We start from the raw sequence: 20,757 nt of genomic DNA, 5'->3' as shown, positions 1-20,757 counted from the left end.
AGGTTGAGATCTTATGAAGATACTTCTTGTACAATTGAGTTTTCTTGGAGATATGATTCTGTCAACGCCCGTTATTTCAGGGTTGAAAAAACTCCATCCCAAAGCAGGCCTGACCGTTATGACAACCCCCCTGGCTGCTGCCCTTGTGGAAAATAACCCCCTGGTTGACCGGGTTATCACGTTTGACAAGCGGGGCCGGGAAAAGAGTCTTTCCGGCATGATTGAAAAGGCCCGACAACTTAGGGCTGAAGGATTTGACCGGGTGTATTCCCTGCATCGCTCCTACAGAACGTCCATTTTGCTTTCCCTTGCAAGGATTCCTATACGGATAGGATTTAAGGATGCAAAATTAAGTTTCTTATACACGAAGCAGAGGCAAAAAAAAGTAGAAGGGCATTCCGCTACAAGAAATCTGTCCCTTCTTTTTGATGAGTTGCCAGAAACTGAATTTGACAAGAATCTCAGACTTTTTACGTCCGGGTATGAAAACCTTTCAAAAACTGCAAAGGAAACATTCCCCCTGGCAGAGGAAATAATTATCATGGCTCCCGGCAGTGCCTGGAAAACAAAGCAGTGGCACTGGCAGGGCTATTTGGATGTTGCCCGTCATTTTGCACAATCGGGTAAAAAAATTGTGCTGATCGGTGGCCCGGCTGACAAATCCGTATGTGCCAAAATAAACGATCAGAATGATTTCCTGGATTATTCGGGCAGGCTCTCACTTTCAGACACACTCTATATCATGAAATATAGCACGCTTCTAATCTGTAACGACAGCATGGCCCTGCACATGGCTTCGGCATTCAAGATTCCAACCGTGGCAGTCTTTTGTGCAACCTCTCCCGAGTTTGGTTTTGGACCGTGGCAGAATCCGCAATCAACTGTGGTGCAGGATGACACCCTTGATTGTAAACCCTGCCGAAGACATGGAAGCAACCGATGTCCAAATGGTACGGAGGCCTGCATGAAGATCAATGCTAAAAAAGTGATTAATGCCTGTGCAAGGTTTATATGAAAATGAATAAAAAATTAAAACTTGCCTTTTGCCTGTTTAAATATTTCCCCTTTGGCGGATTGCAGGGCGATTTCATGGGCATTGCAAAGGAATGCATGGACCGGGGGCACAAGGTTGTTGCCTATACTATCTCGTGGGAAGGAAAAAAGCCCGAGGGGCTGGAGGTCAGACTCCTTCCGGTATCCGGGATGACCAATCATGCACGATATAAATCCTTTGCCCAATTGGTGCATGAGTACGTCAAAGGGGAAAGCTACGATGTCCTGGTCGGGTTCAACAAAATGACCGGACTGGATGTCTACTATGCTGCAGATGTCTCCTATGCCGCCAAGATGATGGAACGTAGCCGGCTGCACCGATATACCCCCCGTTACAGGACTTTAATGGCTTTGGAGAGGGCTGTATTCGATAAGGGGTCCAAGACGGAGATTCTCCTTCTGACGGAAAAGGAGAAAAATTTTTATATGGACTATTACGGGACGACCGCCGAGCGGTTTCACCTGATGCCGCCGGGTATTTCACGGGCCTTCCTGCCACCTGTGAATGCCGATAAAATTGGTGATGAAAAGCGTGAAGAGCTATTGATCGGACGAGAAAAGACCGTTTTATTAATGGTATGTACCAATTTCAAAATAAAAGGAGTTGCCCGGGCCATTCGCGCAGTGTCCGCCCTGCCGCCTGAAATTTTAAGGGAATCCGTACTCCTTGTTGTGGGCAAAGATAACCCACGGCATTACAGTCACCTGGCAAAGCAACTTAAGGTTCTGGAACAAGTTCGCTTTATCGGCACCAGAAGTGATGTGCCCCAGCTGCTTATGGCCGCTGATTTTTTTATTCATCCCGCATCCGTCGAAAATACAGGAACGGTTATTATAGAGGCTTTGGCCGCCAATGTTCCGGTGCTTACAACGGATATCTGCGGATACAGCTTTCATGTCACCTGTGCCCAAGGTGGGCAGGTGGTAAGGGATCCTTTTAACCAGGAAGAACTGAACCAGGCGCTTTCTTTCATGCTCACCTCGGACCAGCGGAATGTGTGGCAGGCTAATTGCAAAAAATACATTGAACATACAGATATTTTCAGCCGATCTCAAAAGGTTGCGGATTTTATCGAAAAGGTTACTTTATGATTGTTTTGCCAAAAATATGGAAAGAATATTGGAATATTGAAAAAAAGGGGTTTGAGAGGCTTTTCGGTGTTGAAGGGTCGATCTACAGGGAATGCTCCGGCCGGAGAACTGTTCGTTTCCATTTTGGTGACGAGTACTATTTTGGAAAATTCCATACAGGTGTCGGGTGGAAAAAAATAATTAAAAATCTTATTCAGTTTCGCACTCCCCCGGTGCTAAGCGCCCGTAACGAGTGGCAGGCCATCAAAAAGCTGAAAAGCATCGGTGTCAGTACCATGCGCCTTGTGGGATACGGCAAGGTTGGCTGGAATCCAGCAAAAATCCATTCGTTTGTGGTGACCCATGAATTAAAGGAGACCATCAGTCTTGAAAAGTATTGCCAGGACTGGGCGTCTTCGCCTCCTTCCAAGACATTGAAGCGTGCCCTTATAACCGAGGTGGCAAAAATTACCAGAACCATCCATGAAAACGGTTTGAATCATCGGGATCTCTATATCTGTCATTATTTGTTAGATATTGCAAAAGGCGTTGATGCCATTGGTCCGGAAGATATTCATCTTTATCTCATTGACCTGCATCGGGTGCAGATTCGTGCCAGAACCCCCTTGAGATGGCGGGCAAAAGATGTTTCAGCTCTTCTTTTTTCAAGCATGGATCTTGGTCTGACAAAAGAGGATCTATTGCTGTTTGCCGGTATATATCACAATACAACCCCGGAAAAATCCATCAATGAAAACAAATTTTTCTGGTGGCTTGTCAAGCAGCGAGCTGTAAATTTATATAAAAAAGAATTTAAAAAAAACCCGCAGGCCATCTGGTAGCGCCCATGAATCAAGATAAAAAACGAGCTGTTGTTATTGCCGGAAAGCGGTTTATGCCGCCGTTTAATCTGACCCTGGCGGGAGATGACGAACTTTTGGAATGCACAGACCTTCTACGGCTTGTTCCCGGGAAGCGGGCTGTGTTGCTTGGCAAATGGTGTGGAAAACCTGTGGTGATAAAACTTTTCTACAAACGTTTCAGGGCTGAAAAACATTTAGAGATGGAGACTGAGGGAAACAGGCTGCTAAAAAAAAACGGCATTCCAACCGCTGAAATCGTCTTTTCTGGATCTGTCAGGGAAGGCCGGGCCAAAGCCCTGCTCTTTGAGTATATCCATCCTTCGGAAAACCTTGGCGCGGTGCTTGATTCATCCAGGGATTCAAGTCAGTGCCGGGGATATCTGACAAAGCTCATGATACTGCTTGCCCGGATGCACGAGGCAGGCCTTCAGCACAATGACCTTCATCTTGATAATTTCATTGTCAAGGACAATGAGTTGTACGCCTTAGACGGATCGGCACTGGAGAATAAACACAGAAACGCTCCCCTTGATACAGGGGCAAGCTTGAAAAATATGGCCATTCTGTTTGCCCAGCGGAACCTGAGGGAAAGGGCGCTTTTCATGGAACTGGTCTCGGCGTATTGCGCAGCCCGAAATTTAAAAAATACGGATGAACTAGTCTCCACCCTTCAAAGACGGATCAAAGAAATGCGTAAATTCAGTACCAGCCGGTATTTGAAAAAAATTTACAGGGCGTCCACAGAAACGATCTGCATAAAATCATTCACATCGTTTACCCTGTGCAAACGCGTCTGTTACACCCCGGCAATGGCGTCTTTTTTAAAAGATCCTGATGTTGCCTTTAATGTTCCTGGAACCGCCATGCTAAAGAATGGCAACACGGCAACTGTGGTTCGGTTCAAGGTGGATGGTCAAGATCTTGTGGTAAAACGCTATAATGTTAAAAACCCTGTCCATGGGTTGAGGCTGGCCTTTAAAAAAAGCCGTGCAGACCGTTCCTGGTTTGGTGCCCACCTGCTTTTGGAATATGGGATCAGAACCCCCAAACCCATCGCCATGAAAGAGTTACGCCTCGGTCCATTTAGAAGCAGGGCCTATTTGATATGTGATTACATAGAGGGAATCAGTGCCAGGGAGCATTTTCAAGACCACCCATCCAAGGATAAAAACGATCTGCCCCAACAAATTCTCCACATTTTTGAGCGGCTTGAATTCTTGCGTGTAAGCCACGGGGACATGAAGGCCACCAATATTATGATCCATGACGGCAAGGCTTTTTTAATTGATCTTGACAGCATGACTGTACACAAAGGAAAGGCTCGCTTTGCCAGGGCCCGAAGTAAGGATGTAAAACGATTTATGAAAAACTGGGCTGAAAAGCCCAGGGTTGCAAGCTTTTTTAGTTTATTGAAATAAATAAGGAGCATACATGGAGCCTATTTTTAAAATAGATTTGAAAGAAACACTCAACAGTTCATCTAAAGTTGTTCTGGAACTTGGAAGCGGAAGAAAGAAAAAACCAGGGAGGATACTAATCGATATAATCGATATGCCCCACATTGATATAATTGCCGATCTGGAACAGGGACTTTCCTTTTTACCAGACAATTGTATTGATGAAATTCATTCAAAAAGCCTTTTGGAGCATATTGATCATTTTGATTTACTGATGAAAGAAATTTGGCGAGTGTTAAAACCTTCAGGAAAAAAATATTTATACGTTCCTCATTTTTCAAATCCCTATTATTTTTCAGACTATACACACAGACGTTTTTTTGGTCTTTATTCTTTTGAATATTTTTCAGGACAGCAGAGACGGTTTAAAAGGAAAGTTCCGTCATTTTACAATAACTGTGAATTTATAACAGAAGATATTTCTCTGGTGTTCCGGTCTCCATGGAAAACACGCAAGCTGTTCAAACAATTGATTCAAAAAATAATTAATTTGCATCCATGGATTATGGAATTTTATGAAGAAAATTTATGTTATATTGTTCCCTGTTCTGCTCTAAAAGCCACTTTAAAACCAATAAAAGCCAATAAACCAACTCCTTCACAAATATCAAACGACTCGTCATTTGAAGGAAAACAACCATGAAGCTTAAAAAAATGATAAAACTAAGGTGGTGGAATTGGGATGATGCAAATATCAATGCAGCAATGCCTTTTCTATTGAATAATGATGTTTCGGCACTTCATGATTTCTCCTCAAAATCTGGTTTGTCCGGCGAACGAGACGCTTCACCGGGTGCTAACAATCAGCCCCAATGAACTTAAGTATTTCGGGCCAGAGATCCCTATCGAATCCCACTTGCCCATAGAATCTTGCGTGCTGGGTCGTATATGTCTCCTCATGTAATTTTTGTGCATTGATCATTCCGTTTAGTTATCAAACCTTTAAGCCGTTTTATCACCTGAATGGAAGTTACGTCGTAGCTATAGCGGGCACTGACAATGTGTCGTCCGTACTCTCCCATGGAGAGCCTGAGTTGTTCGTCATTGATAAGGCGGGTCAGGGCAGATAACCACTCGGATTCACTATTGACAAGATACCCCGATTCCCCATGGTCAACGATTTCCCCGTGGACCCCTGCATCAGATACGACCACGGGAAGGGATGCTGCCATATATTGCAACACTTTTAACCCGCATTTTCCCCGGGACCATGGATCATCAGACATCATAGCTATTCCAATATGGCTTGAACCAAGTTCTTCAGCTTCTGTCTCGTTTTTCCAGGCAATGGGAAGGGTGGTTAAAGATCTTGTTTCAAGGTCAAAATCTGCAATGATTTTCAGCCTTATCCGTGGCACTCGTTCAGCCAGTTTTTCCAGCACCGGGATCACCTCTTGTAAATATTTTTTGGTGGATGAACTTCCTATCCACACTATATCGATGTTGTTGTCCGGCTTGGCTTCGGACGATTTATAGCGGTTAAGATCCACAGCTGTGGGCAGAATCTCAACGGAAGCGTTGAATTGCTCTGCAGTTTCAGCCAGATATCTATTGCCTGCCCAGACATGGTCAACTCCGGCTAACATTGATTTAAATCTGCCCATTCTAAGTTTTGATTGACCGCCACTGCTCTTTGCAAAAATTGCATCATCAAAATCAAAGATCAGTTTTTTTGATAAAAGCTGGACAAAACGACGAAAGGGAAATGAAAAGGTCTTGCGCAGCACTACCACAACATCCGCTTTCATGACCTCCTTGAGGACGGCAATTTTGTGGACAAGGTTTCCTTTGGAGTCCATCAGGGCGGGGGTAAAGCCTGCCTGTTTGAGAAAGGAAAAATAGTTCAAACCCCTGTACCGGGTTGATGCGCTTGATTGCCTTTTGGAAAGAAATAAAATATAGGGTTGCTTTTTCATCCGGTTTCCCTGGTTGTTGACGATCCATTAAGAGTTTAAAACATAAATAGCTGTAATATCCGTTTTATTGGCAAATGTGGCGATCTCTTTAAAAAAATCGAAGCAGGGCATCTCTTTGTTCTTCTTGAGTCGTCTTTTCAGAATTATGACACCTGCTTTTTGATCCATGGCAAAGGTTTCAATACTTTTAAAATCTTTGTTGTCATAAACTTGAATGTTCCAGTTGGGATTTTTTTCTGTTTCCATGCCTGCGTAAAACAGGACTTTTTTATCATTTGTCACAATAGTTATCTTTTCTGCTAAGCTTTTTTTTGCAAGCCATTTGACTGCACATGGAATTGTGTTGTCATTGACCCGTATCAGGCAAAAGGTCTTAACTGCCGGTGCAAGTAAAAGGGATAACAGTATAATCATCGTCAGGACTTTATGGGGAGCGTTGGTTCGCTTAATCCATAATTTGTTTATTCCAGCCCCAACCCATGGAAGCAGCAAAAATGCCGGAATCATTAGAAAGCGTGTGGCGATAAAATCCCTTACTAAGAGGGAATAATAAAACACTGCAATAAACATAAAAAACAACCATAGGGTAAATTTTCCCTGGGCTGTGAATCGCTCTTTCAGTGCCATGTAAAGGGGAATACATGAGAGTGGAGATATTAATTTTATCAATACCTCCATCATCCCCATCATGTAGATGATAAGCAGATAGTGTCTTGAAAGGGCGGCAAAATTGTAATGCCACCCTGAAAACGGTGGATGTTTTTCAGCCTCTGAAAAAAAACTGTAGATCTCGAAATATACGTTAAGGAAATCGCCGTTAAACAGCGTAACAAAGCTAGCATATACATTGTTAAATCTATTTACGCTAATGTCTTGGCAGCCCATGGAACCCAGTGTAATAAGACCAAATCCGAGTGGAACTCCCAACCAGATCAGAAACTTTAAAAAATAAAGACCCTTATGTTCCTTTGCTGCAAAGGCACGATACATCAAAACGCCAGCGTAGAAAAAAACAAAAATTAAGCCTTCGATCCTGATGAGTATGGAGGTCCAGGCCAGAATAAATGTTATTCCAAATAAAAAAAGGTCGGTTTTTCGGCTGGATTTCAGTCCAACATAGATGAACCAGGCAGATATCAGTAAAAAAAACGGGTCTCGACTAACATAAAGAGACCATTCGTTCATTTTGGGCAGAAGGGCAAAAATAAGAGAGGCCCAGAAAGCCTCTTTCATCCCAAACATGGTTTTTGTCAAGTAGTATAGGGGAACTGTGGCAAGAACCATGCTGGTAATTGAAATAAAATAGCCTGCGACAATCCAGTTCGGGATGATTTTGTGGGTCAATGAGATCAACATCGGATAGGCAGGCATGGGATACATTGCCAGACCGGCTGCCATGTTGCCGACCGCATATTGTCTGGCTGCGTTTATATACAGGATGCCATCCATGTTGATGGTAGCCTGATGCAGAATTGATAAAAGAATCAATTTCACGATCAGGGAAACCACCAGGGGAATGCCAAGGCAGATCCAATTCAATGATCTCTCATTTAAATTTTCTAGTGATAACCTTTTTTGCAAGAATAATGTATTAATGGTGGACCAACCTTTTTTATATCAGATATCAAGGGTATCATCGTTTAATATCTTATTAGAATTCAGTCTCTTGAGTTCTTTTTTACACCGTTTTGTTCCCTTTCGAATGGTTTTGCTGCTGGAACCGAGTTCCGGATTCAGGATCATGGTGGCATGGTTGAGATGAACAAGGTAGTTGCTTAAAAACTTCGCCGAAAGAAAGATCATCCGGTGGCCTTTTTTAGTCAGCAGACTGTGCATAAGACTGCCAGCTGTTTCGTCTCCTCCGGTAAAGGTGAGATTGTATTTTTTTATAAGATCCATGCGGTAAAGAGCACAATGGCTTCGAAGATAAAAATAGTCACTGCCATTTGAGTTCAGGTCTTCTCTGTTGCTTTGAAACAAACTGTAGTATCGGCTGCTTTTCTGGAGTTCTACCTCTTTGAACTTTTTTTTGTTTCCGGTGATGCTGTATCCGGCGACCCTTACGGTCAGTTCAATTAATTTCCAGATTCGTTTTCCAAGGGATGGACTATCTTCCAATTTCCAGGAACCCACACCGGCAATGTCAGGACGCTTCTCTATTTCGGAAAGCAAGGCTTCAAGCCAGTTAGAATGCTTGACCAGTGTATCAGTATGAATTGAAAGCACATAGGGGCTCTTTACTCTTTCAAGGGCAAGATCAAGCGCTCTTGAGTGGGCCAGTGCCGGACTCTCACCCGGGATTACTGTTCTTTCAATCAGCTCGATCCAGGTAAGGGAGCGCAAATATTCCAGGGATTCATCCTGGGAATTGTTGTCAATAACAATAACATGGATCAAATTCGGATCCGTGTGCTTTCGAATGAGACGCAGACACAGTTTGGTCAATTCGGGTGTTTTGTAGTTTGGAATGAGCAGGGTTACTTTGTAATCTGGCATTGGATATTCCTATATGAATGATTCAAGTTCATGGCATACATCTTTCGGTTTGATTGCAGCCATGCACCGAGGATCTTTGCATTTTCGTCTGTTGCATGGTATGCACGACAGTTTTTTTTGGATGACCCGGCCTCGAAAGGGGCCGGTGCGTCTTGGGTCGGTTGGGCCGAAAAGTGCGATCAAATCGGTTCCAAGGGCTGAAGCAAGGTGCATGGCACCGGTATCACATGAGATGACACAGCGGGCACCCGCTATCACCTCAACCAGCTGGAGGATTGATGTCCCGCCTGTAAGATCGATGATATTGCTGTTGGTTTTATCTTTAATCTTCTTCCCGATGTGTATATCTTCAGGACCGCCTGTGAGAACCGGTTGCAGATGAAATTTTTCATCAATTTGATCTGCAAGCGCTGCAAAATACTCCGGGGCCCATTGTTTTACCGGCCTTGACGCACCAACATTCAGTACAATGTATTTTTCCGGAAGACCGAACACTTTCTTTGAAATCCGCGGAATCATCCATGATACGTCACTGGCCGGAATATCAAGGTGTGTGCCAAACTCCAGATACTGGCTGAGCATATGGGCCTGGGGATCAGAGGGCAGTATTCTGTCAAAGGGAAACAGCCATGTCAACTCTTTGCAGCGTTCTTTGTTAAATCCGATGCGACGAGCGCTTTTGGATGCCATGGAAAAAAGCGCTGATTTAAGGATTCTCTGAAGATCCAGAGTGATGTCGTACTCTTTTGTCCTGATCTTTTCGAGTACACAGGGCAAGAAGTGCCTTAATCGATTTTTGTCAAACAGAATAGCGGTATTAACACACGGATGATTGTCAACAAGGGGGTAGCTCAACGGCGCAACAAGCCAGTCAATCTCAGCGTTAAGATATTTTTTTAAATTTATAACAAGCGGAAAGGTGTTGATGACATCACCCAGCGCACCAAGTTTTATTATTAAAATTTTCAAGTTGTATCCTCAATTTTTACAACTGCCTGAATCGTGTCTATCTACGTTTCAACTCTGATAGAGTTTCCGGTAGTTTGTCTTTATAAATAGCCCGTAACCATCGTGTTGATAGGTTATAGACAACCTGGTTTTTATTTTTGAACAAAGGCAAGCTTTGTCAAAATAATAGTTACAAAAATTGAGACATGAATATGTCTACACCTAAATTTAAAAAAAAATAAAAATTCTCACAGTCCCTCACTGAAGGCTAAAGTGAGCAATATCCGGAAGAACCTAAAAAGGTGTTCTCAAATCGCCTCCATTTTCTTGATATTTTCATTCTAGCTAAAAACGTATTGTAATAACAAATAGGAATAAAATCGGAATTGCCAATATTGTCTACGATTATCAACCGACCTTTTTCAGGAGTTATCTTCTTATATACTATGTTTTTGGGCTTTAACGTCATTGTAATAATTTTATGCTGGTATAAACTTATTTTTAATAAATCAATAGCCTCTAATAAGCCAATTTCATATAAGTCTGGTTTGTCACCAGACGTAAGGTAATACTCCATGGTTTTAGAGATTTTATCATCAAAGTCCCTGATAAGATCGAAAACAGCTCCGTTACCAAGGTTGGTTTCAACAACCCCATAAAATTCAGGCAGTATTTCCCATGGGATGTTTCGTTTTTGCAGAAGTCTATAATACTTCTGCTCACGTTGGCTCTCTTTATGATCTCCGGCAACAACTATTTTGATACAAAGATTTTTATTTTCAGGATGAACATAACACTCCCTGTGCAATCCTTTTCCTACTATTGTTGATGGATCAAGGTTTATCATTTTTTTCTATCATCATCAGAACTGATATTTTGATTTTTTTGCTGCAATATTAGGTCCTTAATTTTTTGAGAAATAAACGAATTTTCTCTATCTTAATTTTCACAACTGCCTGAACCATGCCTATCCCAATTCCAAAGCTGCCAGATCTTCCGGCATTTTGTATTTGTGAACAGCCCGTGACCATCGTTGTTGATAGGCGATAGCCAGCCTGGCTTTATTTTTTAAACAAAGGCAGGCCTTGTCGAAATCAATGATGTAAATATTATTGTTGCCATCCATGAGAATATTTCCCGGATGAAGATCGACATGATGGATCTTGTTGTTTATCAGGATGTTTATGTTGTTTGAAATTTCCGGAATAAGGGCCTGGGCCTTTTCCTTGTTTTTTCGACACAATATTACAAAGGAGCTGTGGTCTTTTATCTCTTTTGTTATCAGCCATGTTTTATAAAATGGAAAGCCCGTGTTCGCATAAGCCACGGGGTCAGGCACCCTTACCCCGGCTTTTTTTGCAGCAATCAGAAATTCAAACTCTCGTCTGGATCGAATTTGACCAATCTTTAAATACCTGTCGTTATTGATCCGGGAGATCAAGCCGCCCCGTTTATAGGCTTTTATAACAACAGGACCCGCTTCCGGGAGGACTTCAAACCGGGGGGCAACCCTTCCCTCGAGTATAGCTGTTTCGTCCTTTGAGGTTGATTTAAAGATATTGATCAACATGTCCAGGCTTGCGGTTTTCAAATAGTGCCGGCAGCAAAACGAATAAGAGCGATGAACCATTGTATAGATCTTGGACACGATTATTTCGCTCGAATGTTTTTTTCTATGGGCGGGATATCTTCAGGCCGATCAACACTTGGGGAGTCATGTTCGGTAATGATAACTTTAATTTTATAACCATACTCCAGAACCCTTAGCTGCTCAAGCTTTTCAATGGATTCCAGGGTGGAATCAGGAAGCGCTGATATCGTATCTATAAAACTTTTCTTGTATGCATAAAATCCAAGGTGCTTGTAGATGTCAACCTCTGTGCTTTTGTCCCTGGCATGGGGAATCTCTGACCGTGAAAAGTAGAGCGCAAATCCGTTTTTATCAAATATCACCTTGACATTTCCCGGGTCAGAAGCATCCTTGTTTTCTTTAATTTGGACCGCAAGGGTGGACATGGTCAGTTCTGGATCTGTCTGAAATGGTTCCACTAACTGATCAAGGCACTCAGAATTGAAAAGAGGCTGGTCCCCTTGAATGTTGACAATAATTTCATCAGGACCAAGATTGAGAAGATTGGCAGTTTCAGCCACCCTGTCTGTTCCTGACCTGAGATTGGAGGATGTCATGACAGCCTCTCCGCCAAACCCTTCAACAACCTTTAGTATGCGGTCATCATCGGTTGCAATGATCACTCTCTCAATGTTCTTTGCCTTGACAGCTTGTTCATAAACCCTCTGAATCATGGGTTTCCCTGCTATTGTTGCTAATGGTTTTCCATTGAATCGTTTTGAACCGAATCTAGATGGTATTACAGCAATGCACATATTTGCAAGCGTTCCTTTTTAGTCAGCAACTTAAACGTTTAAATCGAATACAGATATCACAAAATACATTATTTGTGCAAGACTAATTGAATCCATTGAATCCAAAGATTGCCCGGCTATAATTGCAAAAAATCGGTGCCTATTTTTATATGAACGTCTTCAAAAATCCAAACAGCGATTTTCATATTTTGGTTTCTGCCCTTTAGGGTATTATTGGCAAACCAAGGTAACCGGATTGTAGTATAACATTGCCAGGTCTGCCTGTGGCAGTTATTCCGTATTGATCAAATAAAGGCTTCCAAGACATAAGAAAAAAAGATTGGCTGCCCAGGCGCTGATAACCGGAGGCAGAATGCTTCCATATCCCAATGAGAGACAAAATCCATACATAATCCAATACATGAATGCGATGACAACACCAATGGCAATGGCCACCGGGATATTGTCCTTTACAAAGGACCGCATGCCAGTGGCCATACCTGTCAGTGCCATAATGATACAAATAAAGGGGAAGGCAAGCTTTGCGTTCAAATCAACCTTATAGGTTGTTGCATCATAGCCCTCTGCTTCAACCTTGCTTACATATTTTTTCAACTCGGAAAAACTCATTTCTTCGGATTTTTTTAATACCTCTCCCAGATCTTCCGGCTTAACTGCCAGAGGAATGGTCTTTTTGTCACTTAATTTTACATCATACTCCATTGAATTTTTTGCATGAATCTGCTCAATAATATTTTCAAACACCCATTTTCCATGCTTGAAAACTCCTTTTTGCGCATCTATTCTTGATTCAAGACTGAAATCTTTCTTTAACGAAGTTATGGTTAAGCCTTCAACAGCCTGGTGAACCGGATCATAAAAATTAATGTGTATCATTTTGTTTTCAGACTTTATCCAGATATCTTTTCTTGCAGACAATATATTGTGTTTTTTTTTTATCACTTGGTATTTTAAATAATTTACCCTGGCCATGGAAATTGGGATAAGTGTTTCCCCTAAAAAAAGCATGAGTAAGGCAAGCATTACACTTACCAGGATTGCAGGTTTTACAAAAAAATAGATACTGATGCCACTGGATCTAATGGCTAAAAGCTCATTGTTCCTGTTCATCAATCCAAAAACCGTTATCGTTGCAAGCAAAATACTTGCCGGTGTCAATTGCACAAACATGAACGGAACTTTCAATAAAACATATCCCAGGGCGCCAACCAGTGTAATATCGGAATTTAAAAACCGTTCCATTCTGGACAGATAATCAATAAATACAAACAACACCAGAATCACCAATTGAATGATAAAAAAAAATTTAGCAAATTCCTTTAACCAGTATTTATGCAGACATGTCATATCTTATATTTTTCTTGCAAGTTTTTGTTTTAACGCCAGACCGGCCTTTCTTACAAATCCGGGCAATTGGATCGGTTTTTCCTTTGCATTACGGACAAGGAAATAAACGCCAACGCCCCCAATTATGACATTGGGCAACCACATACAGATAATTGGCGGATAATTTCCTGTTTCTCCTACTGACCATCCTGCTGCCAGAAGAAAATAATAAAGAAAAAAAAAGAAAAGCCCAAACCCGAATCCTGAAGACCGTCTAAGGGAAGCTGCTTGAATCCCCAAAGGAAAGGCAAGAACACCCAAGGAAAGACAGGCAAAGGGAATTGAAAATTTTTCATGAAGTTCCATCAAGGCTTCAGTCAGAAGGGCCTTATCTTTAATACCCGACCGGATCAAACCGACCAGATCAACCAGACTTCTCTCATCCAGGTCTTTTGATATCTTATTATTTCCTTTGTTCAAGCTGTTCAAATCAATATTGATATCATAACTTCCAAATTCAATATTGCTCACCGCTTTTTCATTGATATCCACCTGATTGATCACGCCATCATAAAGCCTTATGGTATAGGTCTGTCCATTCCCAGGCCGGATCAATTTTCCTGAAGGGGAGACACAGATGCTGACAACTCCTTTTGTTCTCCTGTCTTCAATAAAAACATCTTTCATTATTTTTGTACTCATATCCACATGGGAAACATAAATCAGGATATTTTCAATTTTAGAATTAAACTGCCGTTCCTGAATTGCCACATCCATATTCGATCCGGCAATTTCAATCATCTTTGTTTTTAAGGATAATTTTCCCCAGGATACCCCGAAGACAGTTACCCACAGGCTTAATAAAACCCCTGACAAGCAAAATACCAGTACCGGTGGCAGCAGTTTATAAAGAGATACACCCGCGCCTTTTAATGCCACAATCTCATTTTCTTCTGACATGCGCATAAACGTCAAAAGGATGGATATCATAACAGACATGGGAATGGTGAATTCCAGAAATCTTGGAAGCGTATAAACAACCATAAGACCAATAGATGAAATATCAGCATTATAGTTCACAACCATATTGGTAATGTCCGGTATCCGTGTCATCAGAAAGACAAATGTCAGAAAAAACAGGCTGATGAAAAAAGGAGACAGAAGTTCCCAGAAAATATATCTGTTTATAATATTAAAATTTTTCATTTCCAGGGAAAATATAAGTTAGCGGGCAAATAGTCAAGATATGATAAAAAGATTGCCTGTTTTCATATGGTGTTTTTCATGATACTAAATTGTCTATGAAATGTGTAATAATAGCCAACGGGGATTTTGAATACACGAACGATATTGCACGCGTGATCGCTGATGCTCAACTGATCATCTGTGCCGATGGCGGTGCCGGACACTTAAAAGCATTGAATATTTTACCCCATGTCATGATCGGGGATTTTGACTCTGTTCATCCAAACGACAAACAATTTTTTAAAGAGCAAAACGTAAAAACACTCCCCTTTCCCTCAAGAAAAAACCAAACGGATTCTGAGCTTTGTGTATCATACGCTCTTGAAAACAATGCAACCGACATAACCTTGTTAGGCGTTACAGGAACCCGGCTGGATCATACCCTGGGCAATATTTTTCTTTTAAAAAAGCTTGCCCGGCAAAATATCCCGGCCAGAATTATCAATCAACACAATCAAATTCATATGGTAACAGCTTTCATAGAACTGAAAGGACAACCAGGGGACTTGTTATCCGTGATTCCCATTACTGAAAAAGCAACCGGAGTAACGCTTACGGGACTTGAGTATCCTCTTACAAATGCAGCCATGGAAATGGGATCTTCTCTTGGAATCAGCAATTGTTTCAAGGAGACGACTGCAACGGTTTCCATTAAAAAAGGAATTTTGATCGTAACCAAATCAAAAGATTAGGCGAGGCGGAGACAAATTTCAAATCTGTCCCTCTTCCGCAAACCCATCTAAACGACAAGCCGCTTATTATTATTTTCCTTCAGATCCTTCGTTTCCTTCTTCACCCGCCTCAGGAATCGGTTCATTTGTCAGGCCATGTTCTATGATGAATTCTTCCACTTTATCAATTTCAGTTGCCACAATAACATGTTCAATTGAAATCTCTTTAATAAAACCGTCCAGATAAGGATTTAAAACATCCACAAGTTTTCCGGACTGCTGTTTGATACGGTCAAAGTCCTTAACATCATTGAATACAAGGGAACTTAAAAAAATAATAGCGGCCTCACGGGCTTTGGGATGAATAGGAGGCATTTTTTGACCGGGCATCAGTTCCTTGAGTATAAGATTCAGATTTAAACACAAATACCTGTCTTTATCATTTGATCTGTTTTTATTCAAATTAACCGCAACAAGTCCCATAGGTATCACGGAAGCCAAATTGTCCTCCGATGCCCCTGATTTATGAGAATTTGTATGGGTCCAAATCCAAATACGTCCGGATTCATCCTTAAGCTGAATGATTGTTTCGGCTAACTCAACAATATCAAAAAAAATAGTGGCGTTTTTCTCCCATACATCTTCAATATCCGACTCTGTAACCGTAAAAATCATCCGGTCTTCTTCAATATACCACATTCCCTTTGCATTCCCTTTGGCCTCAACAATTTTCGAACTTGCATCAGCAATTCTGATTGAAGATTGCCATTCTCCCTTTGGATTGAGAATCAAAAGAATATAGGTTCTGTTCTTAACGTGTATCCAATTTCCTACAGCCAGATCATTTTGAACTTTTTTTTCCTCTCCGCAGCCGGTAATGGAAACAAAAAAAGAGACACAAATTAAAAATAAAACAAAATTAAAGACAAACCGTTTCATGACTAAATCCTGATCCATTGAATTCAAAAAATTTTGTTAACGCTACCATGATGAAAATTCATGGTCAACCCAAGCCTGGTTTTTATTTCAAACTATTATATTTTCTTTATTCAGGATATAAAGAAGATCACTTTAATGATAAGGAATGATTATGCTCATAAATACATTTATTCATATCCCGGGGATCGGGCCTGTAACAGAAAAAAAAATATGGCAGGCCAATGTATTAACCTGGAAGGATTATAATTGCTTTTCTTATTTAAACCTGTCTGACGCAAAAATTGAAGAGATAAAAGGATTTGCAAAAAAATCAAATCAAAATCTTGAAAATAACCACCCCGGCTTTTTTGAATCACGGCTCCCCTCAAATCAGCATTTCAGGCTGTTTCCTGAATTCAGGCACTCCTGCGCCTACCTGGACATTGAAACAACCGGCCTGGAAACATCTTCACAGATCACAACCATTGCCCTGTACAATGGAAAGGATATCAAATATTTTGTTCAGGGAAAAAATCTTGGCGCTTTTTTAGATGAAATTAAAAATTACAAGATCCTTATCACATACAATGGCAGAAGTTTTGATATTCCGTTCATTGAAGAATACTTTAACGTAAAATTGCCCCACGCCCAGATTGACTTACGGTATATATTGCAACATCTCGGATTCAAAGGGGGATTAAAAAAGTGTGAAAAAGCTTTGGGTATGGACAGGGAAGACCTGGATGGTGTGGACGGATATTTTGCCATACTGTTATGGAATGAGTATCAACTCAATAACAATGATAAAGCACTTGAAACGCTATTAGCGTATAATATTGAAGATGTGATCAATCTTGAAACTTTGATGATCAAATCCTATAATTTGAACATCCAAAACACCCCGTTTTTTAACACCCATACGATAGAAGAACCGCCCAAACCAAAAAATCCGTTTAAAGCAGATCTGAAAACCATTCAGAGGTTAAAACACAAATACTACTAAAAGAGAAGGTGTTCACACAAGGAAAACACCTTCTCTTTTGAACAATCTAAAGCGCTAATCTCCGCAGGAACCACCAGAACCGCAACTGGAGCATCCTGATTGTCCCAGATCCATATTGGAGTCGAGATGAAATCCCATCCCGGTAAAATCAATTTTAATAGTTTCAGCTTTTTCCATAAATTCTTTATCAACAACAAATTTCAAGCCTTTAACATCAAAGCTGTCATCCGTATCTTTTGGCTCATCCAGAGCCATGGCAAGCGAGGGACCACCTCAGCCGCCTGAGTTAAGAAAAATTCTAATGGGAGTGGGTTCCCTGCCCTGGAAATAGTCATTGATCTGCGTTTTTGCAGGATCTGTTAACTCAATCATTGTTCAACTCTCCTTATTTATTTATTTTTCAGGTATACATTGCCTGAATACTCTAATTTTAACCATGCACTTTGTGCCTGTCAATGTTATGAGGCTGTTTTCCTTTATTTCTCTTGCTTTGAATCATACGGTTATTATAAAATACCGAGCATGAAACTGTCAGTCCCTTTCATACCAGATGAAAAATACACAAATTTTCTGAAAAATAAAACCCGGAATATTGAATCAGTCTATTTTTCTCTTCACTCAGGCCAGGTTCTGGATTCCAGGATGAGATGTAAAACCGCCACGCCCCATGAACTTTCAAAAGGATTACAGCACCTTAAATCTGTCAAAAAATACTGTTTGCTCAATTCCCGATTTATAAATCCCAACCTGTATCATGACACACAATTTTTAAATCAAACCCTGGACAAACTTGAGTATCTGGTCTCTCATGCAAATATCAACGGGATTGTTTTTTGTGACGCATACTTTCTGAATGCACTATCCGCAACAAAAAGAGATATAACAGGCTTTCTTGAGGCGGTTCCGGGCATCAATTTTATGATTGATTCTTATCAAAAAGCTGCATCAATGTTTGAATTTATCCGGCAGACAAGGTTCAAATTTCCCAAAAAAATTGTCCTTGACCGTTCCTTGAACAGAAACATCCGGCAGCTTGAAAAGACCGGCAGTGAAATCAAAAAAGCCGGCAACCAAATCAAAATCGAACTGCTTGCCAATGAAGGCTGCATATATCATTGTCCGTTCAAATTAACCCATGACGCTCAAATCTCGTTTTCAAACACAGGACTTATACCGGATAAAAGCTTTCAGACAAACCTCACCATTGGCTGTCATGCCTGGTTTTACAAAACACCTGCAAATTTTTTAAAATCGCCTTTTATTCGCCCCGAAGATATTGATATGTACACACAAACAGCCGATACAATCAAACTTTGCGGAAGAACATTGGGGGTAAATTTTCTGTATAAATGCATCAGCGCATATGTTGAAAAATCATATAACGGCAATCTGTTTAACCTCATGGATGCTACCCACTGGTTATCCGACGTGTACCATATTGAAAATAAAAAACTTGACCCCGGCTTTTTTAAGCTGCTGACAAGCTGTACAAAAAATTGCAAAAACTGTAATGTGTGCCGTGATTTATTTTTAAAGACAGCAAGACAAAAACCATTTAAACTTAAACAGTATAAGGACTATCTATGAAACTACTGGTAACCGGTGGTGCCGGATATATCGGAAGCCACACATGTGTTGAGCTTTTAAATGAAAACCATGATGTCGTTGTCCTGGATAATCTTTCCAATAGTTCTGAAGAATCCTTGAACCGGGTAAAACAAATTACCGGAAAATCACTGGAATTCTACAAAGCAGATCTTTTGAATAAACAACAGATTGCTGCTGTTTTTGCTGACCATAAAATAGATGCGGTCATTCATTTTGCCGGACTAAAAGCCGTGGGGGAATCCGTATCAACTCCGCTGAAATATTTTCACAACAATATCACCGGCACCTTGAACCTGCTTGAAGTCATGACTGAATTTAATGTAAAAAACATTGTGTTCTCATCGTCTGCAACGGTTTACGGAGATCCGGCTTCTCTTCCCATAACAGAAGAGTTTCCCCTGTCGGCAACCAATCCATATGGCCGGACAAAGCTGATGATAGAAGCCATACTCAAAGATCTTTACCACTCGGATAAAAGCTGGAACATTGCTCTGTTAAGATATTTCAACCCTGTGGGTGCCCATCAAAGCGGTGATATCGGAGAAGACCCGCTTGGCATTCCAAATAATCTAGTACCATATATTGCCCAGGTAGCCATGGGATTTTTACCTCGACTCAGTGTCTTTGGAAATGATTATGACACCCCGGACGGCACCGGTGTAAGAGACTTTATCCATGTGGTGGACCTGGCATTGGGCCATGTCAAAACCCTGCCCAAGCTGTTGACCCATAAGGGTCTGATGATTTATAACCTGGGAACCGGTCAGGGCTATTCAGTACTTGAAATGATCAAAGGATTTGAAAAGGCAAGCGGTAAAAAAATTCCTTATAAAGTTGTGGACAGAAGACCCGGTGATATCGGAGCCTGCTGGGCTGATCCTGCCAAAGCAAAAAAAGCGCTTGGATGGGAAGCAAGCAAAACACTTGCCGACATGTGCCAGGACACCTGGAACTGGCAGAAAAAAAATCCAAACGGATACCGGCAAAGCATAAAAGAAAAAAGAGAACACCACATTGGATAACCGACCGATTGCTCTGGGAGCAAGATTAAAACAATACCCGGCAATTAAAACCCTTGGGTTTAAACCTGATTTCCAGGCCTATTCCGCTCAAGAGCAACAGATGATTTTGAATGCAAAAAAAATCTATTATCCCACAGCTTTTTATGCAGACCTGTTTAATGCCATGGGAAAAGAGACATTCCCCAGTTTCCATACCTATAAATTTACCCTGGACAAGATAAAACAGACCGCAGTATTTAACATGCTTGGCATTCCCCATCCAAAGACAAAAATTTTTTACGGAAAAAAACAAAAACAGACCATCCTTGATTTTTTTGATTTTCCATTTATTGCAAAAAAAGCAAGGGGATCTGCAAGAGGTGCCGGTGTTTACCTGATTCAAAACAGCGATGACATTTCACATTATTTAAAGGACAAAGAGCCAGCCTATATTCAAGAATATCTGCCCATTGACCGGGATATGCGAATCATCGTTATAGGCAATCAAATACGACTTGCCTATTGGCGCATTGCCGACCCGGACAATTTTAAAACCAATATTTCCCAGGGCGGGACTGCCGCTTTTGACCCCCTGCCCTCCAAAGCCCTTGATCTTGCACTTATAACGGCTTCAAAATGCGGATGGGACGATGTCGGAATAGATATTATTGAACATGACAGCAATTTCTATGTCCTGGAAGGCAACATGAAATACGGAACAAAAGGTTTTTGCCTCGCCGGTATCAATTATAAAAAGATGCTGGCAAACCTCATCGTGGAAGGCAGGATTTAACGG

Annotated in this window: 22 protein-coding genes; 11 read left to right on the top strand and 11 right to left on the bottom strand. The window is 41.2% G+C overall.

Features of this window, described 5'->3' with window-relative positions; all coding sequences use genetic code 11:
• Window positions 1–13: 13 nt before the first annotated feature.
• Genes BLT94_RS00835 through BLT94_RS21890 form a run of 6 tightly spaced genes read left to right on the top strand, consistent with a single transcriptional unit; the run spans window position 14 to window position 5,260 of the window.
• A complete protein-coding gene (locus BLT94_RS00835) occupies window positions 14–1,015 on the top strand; it encodes a glycosyltransferase family 9 protein (protein ID WP_092229507.1) in 1,002 nt (333 codons plus the stop codon).
• Between the two features lie 2 nt (window positions 1,016–1,017).
• Window positions 1,018–2,145 carry a glycosyltransferase family 4 protein gene (locus tag BLT94_RS00830; RefSeq protein WP_175530223.1) on the top strand — a complete coding sequence of 376 codons (1,128 nt, stop codon included), beginning with the start codon at window positions 1,018–1,020 and terminating at the stop codon, window positions 2,143–2,145.
• On the top strand, window positions 2,142–2,966 hold the full coding sequence (rfaP, locus tag BLT94_RS00825) for a lipopolysaccharide core heptose(I) kinase RfaP (protein WP_092229503.1): 825 nt from the start codon (window positions 2,142–2,144) through the stop codon (window positions 2,964–2,966). Before BLT94_RS00830 ends, rfaP begins: the two co-directional genes overlap by 4 nt.
• A 5-nt stretch (window positions 2,967–2,971) precedes the next feature.
• Entirely contained in the window at window positions 2,972–4,405 is a 1,434-nt protein-coding gene (locus BLT94_RS00820) for a lipopolysaccharide kinase InaA family protein (protein ID WP_092229501.1), read from the top strand.
• A gap of 13 nt (window positions 4,406–4,418) precedes the next feature.
• Window positions 4,419–5,087 carry a class I SAM-dependent methyltransferase gene (locus BLT94_RS00815; protein WP_217641215.1) on the top strand — a complete coding sequence of 223 codons (669 nt, stop codon included), beginning with the start codon at window positions 4,419–4,421 and terminating at the stop codon, window positions 5,085–5,087.
• A complete protein-coding gene (locus BLT94_RS21890; RefSeq protein ID WP_175530222.1) occupies window positions 5,084–5,260 on the top strand; it encodes a hypothetical protein in 177 nt (58 codons plus the stop codon). The genes BLT94_RS00815 and BLT94_RS21890 overlap by 4 nt, the downstream gene beginning before the upstream one ends.
• Window positions 5,261–5,340: 80 nt before the next feature.
• Here BLT94_RS21890 and BLT94_RS00810 read toward each other — a convergent pair whose 3' ends face one another.
• The 9 genes from BLT94_RS00810 to lptF form a co-directional block, all read right to left on the bottom strand.
• Window positions 5,341–6,360 carry a glycosyltransferase family 4 protein gene (locus tag BLT94_RS00810; protein ID WP_092229499.1) on the bottom strand — a complete coding sequence of 340 codons (1,020 nt, stop codon included), beginning with the start codon at window positions 6,358–6,360 and terminating at the stop codon, window positions 5,341–5,343.
• Window positions 6,361–6,387: 27 nt separating this feature from the next.
• Window positions 6,388–7,899, bottom strand: coding sequence for a glycosyltransferase family 39 protein (locus BLT94_RS00805; RefSeq protein WP_092229498.1), 1,512 nt, complete (start codon window positions 7,897–7,899; stop codon window positions 6,388–6,390).
• A gap of 78 nt (window positions 7,900–7,977) precedes the next feature.
• The gene (locus tag BLT94_RS00800) at window positions 7,978–8,856 is read right to left on the bottom strand and encodes a glycosyltransferase family 2 protein (RefSeq protein WP_092229497.1); all 879 of its coding nucleotides are present in this window, start codon (window positions 8,854–8,856) and stop codon (window positions 7,978–7,980) included.
• A 9-nt stretch (window positions 8,857–8,865) separates the two neighbouring features.
• Window positions 8,866–9,825: a glycosyltransferase family 9 protein gene (locus BLT94_RS00795; RefSeq protein WP_092229495.1), complete on the bottom strand. Its 960-nt coding sequence runs from the start codon at window positions 9,823–9,825 to the stop codon at window positions 8,866–8,868.
• Between the two features lie 247 nt (window positions 9,826–10,072).
• Window positions 10,073–10,651, bottom strand: a complete 579-nt coding sequence (locus BLT94_RS00790) for a YrbL family protein (protein WP_092229494.1) — start codon at window positions 10,649–10,651, stop codon at window positions 10,073–10,075.
• 120 nt (window positions 10,652–10,771) lie between these two features.
• A complete protein-coding gene (locus BLT94_RS00785; protein ID WP_139168956.1) occupies window positions 10,772–11,452 on the bottom strand; it encodes a lipopolysaccharide kinase InaA family protein in 681 nt (226 codons plus the stop codon).
• Window positions 11,453–11,454: 2 nt separating this feature from the next.
• Window positions 11,455–12,189, bottom strand: coding sequence for a 3-deoxy-manno-octulosonate cytidylyltransferase (gene kdsB, locus BLT94_RS00780; RefSeq protein ID WP_092229490.1), 735 nt, complete (start codon window positions 12,187–12,189; stop codon window positions 11,455–11,457).
• Window positions 12,190–12,459: 270 nt separating this feature from the next.
• Window positions 12,460–13,536, bottom strand: a complete 1,077-nt coding sequence (gene lptG / locus BLT94_RS00775) for an LPS export ABC transporter permease LptG (RefSeq protein WP_092229488.1) — start codon at window positions 13,534–13,536, stop codon at window positions 12,460–12,462.
• A gap of 3 nt (window positions 13,537–13,539) precedes the next feature.
• Complete coding sequence (gene lptF / locus BLT94_RS00770) at window positions 13,540–14,721, bottom strand: LPS export ABC transporter permease LptF (protein WP_092229486.1); 1,182 nt, start codon at window positions 14,719–14,721, stop codon at window positions 13,540–13,542.
• Window positions 14,722–14,816: 95 nt separating this feature from the next.
• Here lptF and BLT94_RS00765 point away from each other — a divergent pair, with 95 nt between their 5' ends.
• Window positions 14,817–15,452, top strand: coding sequence for a thiamine diphosphokinase (locus BLT94_RS00765; RefSeq protein WP_092229484.1), 636 nt, complete (start codon window positions 14,817–14,819; stop codon window positions 15,450–15,452).
• A gap of 69 nt (window positions 15,453–15,521) precedes the next feature.
• On the opposite strand, the gene BLT94_RS00760 is transcribed toward BLT94_RS00765, so the two are convergent.
• Window positions 15,522–16,370: a hypothetical protein gene (locus tag BLT94_RS00760; RefSeq protein WP_092229482.1), complete on the bottom strand. Its 849-nt coding sequence runs from the start codon at window positions 16,368–16,370 to the stop codon at window positions 15,522–15,524.
• 151 nt (window positions 16,371–16,521) lie between these two features.
• Here BLT94_RS00760 and BLT94_RS00755 point away from each other — a divergent pair, with 151 nt between their 5' ends.
• A complete protein-coding gene (locus tag BLT94_RS00755; protein ID WP_092229480.1) occupies window positions 16,522–17,352 on the top strand; it encodes a ribonuclease H-like domain-containing protein in 831 nt (276 codons plus the stop codon).
• Between the two features lie 54 nt (window positions 17,353–17,406).
• On the opposite strand, the gene BLT94_RS22585 is transcribed toward BLT94_RS00755, so the two are convergent.
• Window positions 17,407–17,724 carry an IscA/HesB family protein gene (locus tag BLT94_RS22585; protein ID WP_193787656.1) on the bottom strand — a complete coding sequence of 106 codons (318 nt, stop codon included), beginning with the start codon at window positions 17,722–17,724 and terminating at the stop codon, window positions 17,407–17,409.
• A gap of 150 nt (window positions 17,725–17,874) precedes the next feature.
• Between BLT94_RS22585 and BLT94_RS00745 the strand changes: the two genes are divergently transcribed.
• The 3 genes from BLT94_RS00745 to BLT94_RS00735 are packed head-to-tail and all read left to right on the top strand — an operon-like array spanning window position 17,875 to window position 20,754.
• Window positions 17,875–18,939 (top strand): hypothetical protein, encoded by a 1,065-nt coding sequence (locus BLT94_RS00745; RefSeq protein WP_092229478.1) that lies wholly within the window; start codon window positions 17,875–17,877, stop codon window positions 18,937–18,939.
• Window positions 18,936–19,982 (top strand): UDP-glucose 4-epimerase GalE, encoded by a 1,047-nt coding sequence (galE, locus tag BLT94_RS00740; protein ID WP_092229476.1) that lies wholly within the window; start codon window positions 18,936–18,938, stop codon window positions 19,980–19,982. Before BLT94_RS00745 ends, galE begins: the two co-directional genes overlap by 4 nt.
• Window positions 19,975–20,754: an ATP-grasp domain-containing protein gene (locus BLT94_RS00735; protein ID WP_092229474.1), complete on the top strand. Its 780-nt coding sequence runs from the start codon at window positions 19,975–19,977 to the stop codon at window positions 20,752–20,754. The genes galE and BLT94_RS00735 overlap by 8 nt, the downstream gene beginning before the upstream one ends.
• Window positions 20,755–20,757: the final 3 nt, after the last annotated feature.

The sequence above is a fragment of the Desulfobacula phenolica genome, from assembly GCF_900105645.1.
Lineage (GTDB): Bacteria > Desulfobacterota > Desulfobacteria > Desulfobacterales > Desulfobacteraceae > Desulfobacula > Desulfobacula toluolica.
Note: the sequence above shows the minus strand (reverse complement) of the source record. Positions and strands in the feature narration are given on the sequence as shown.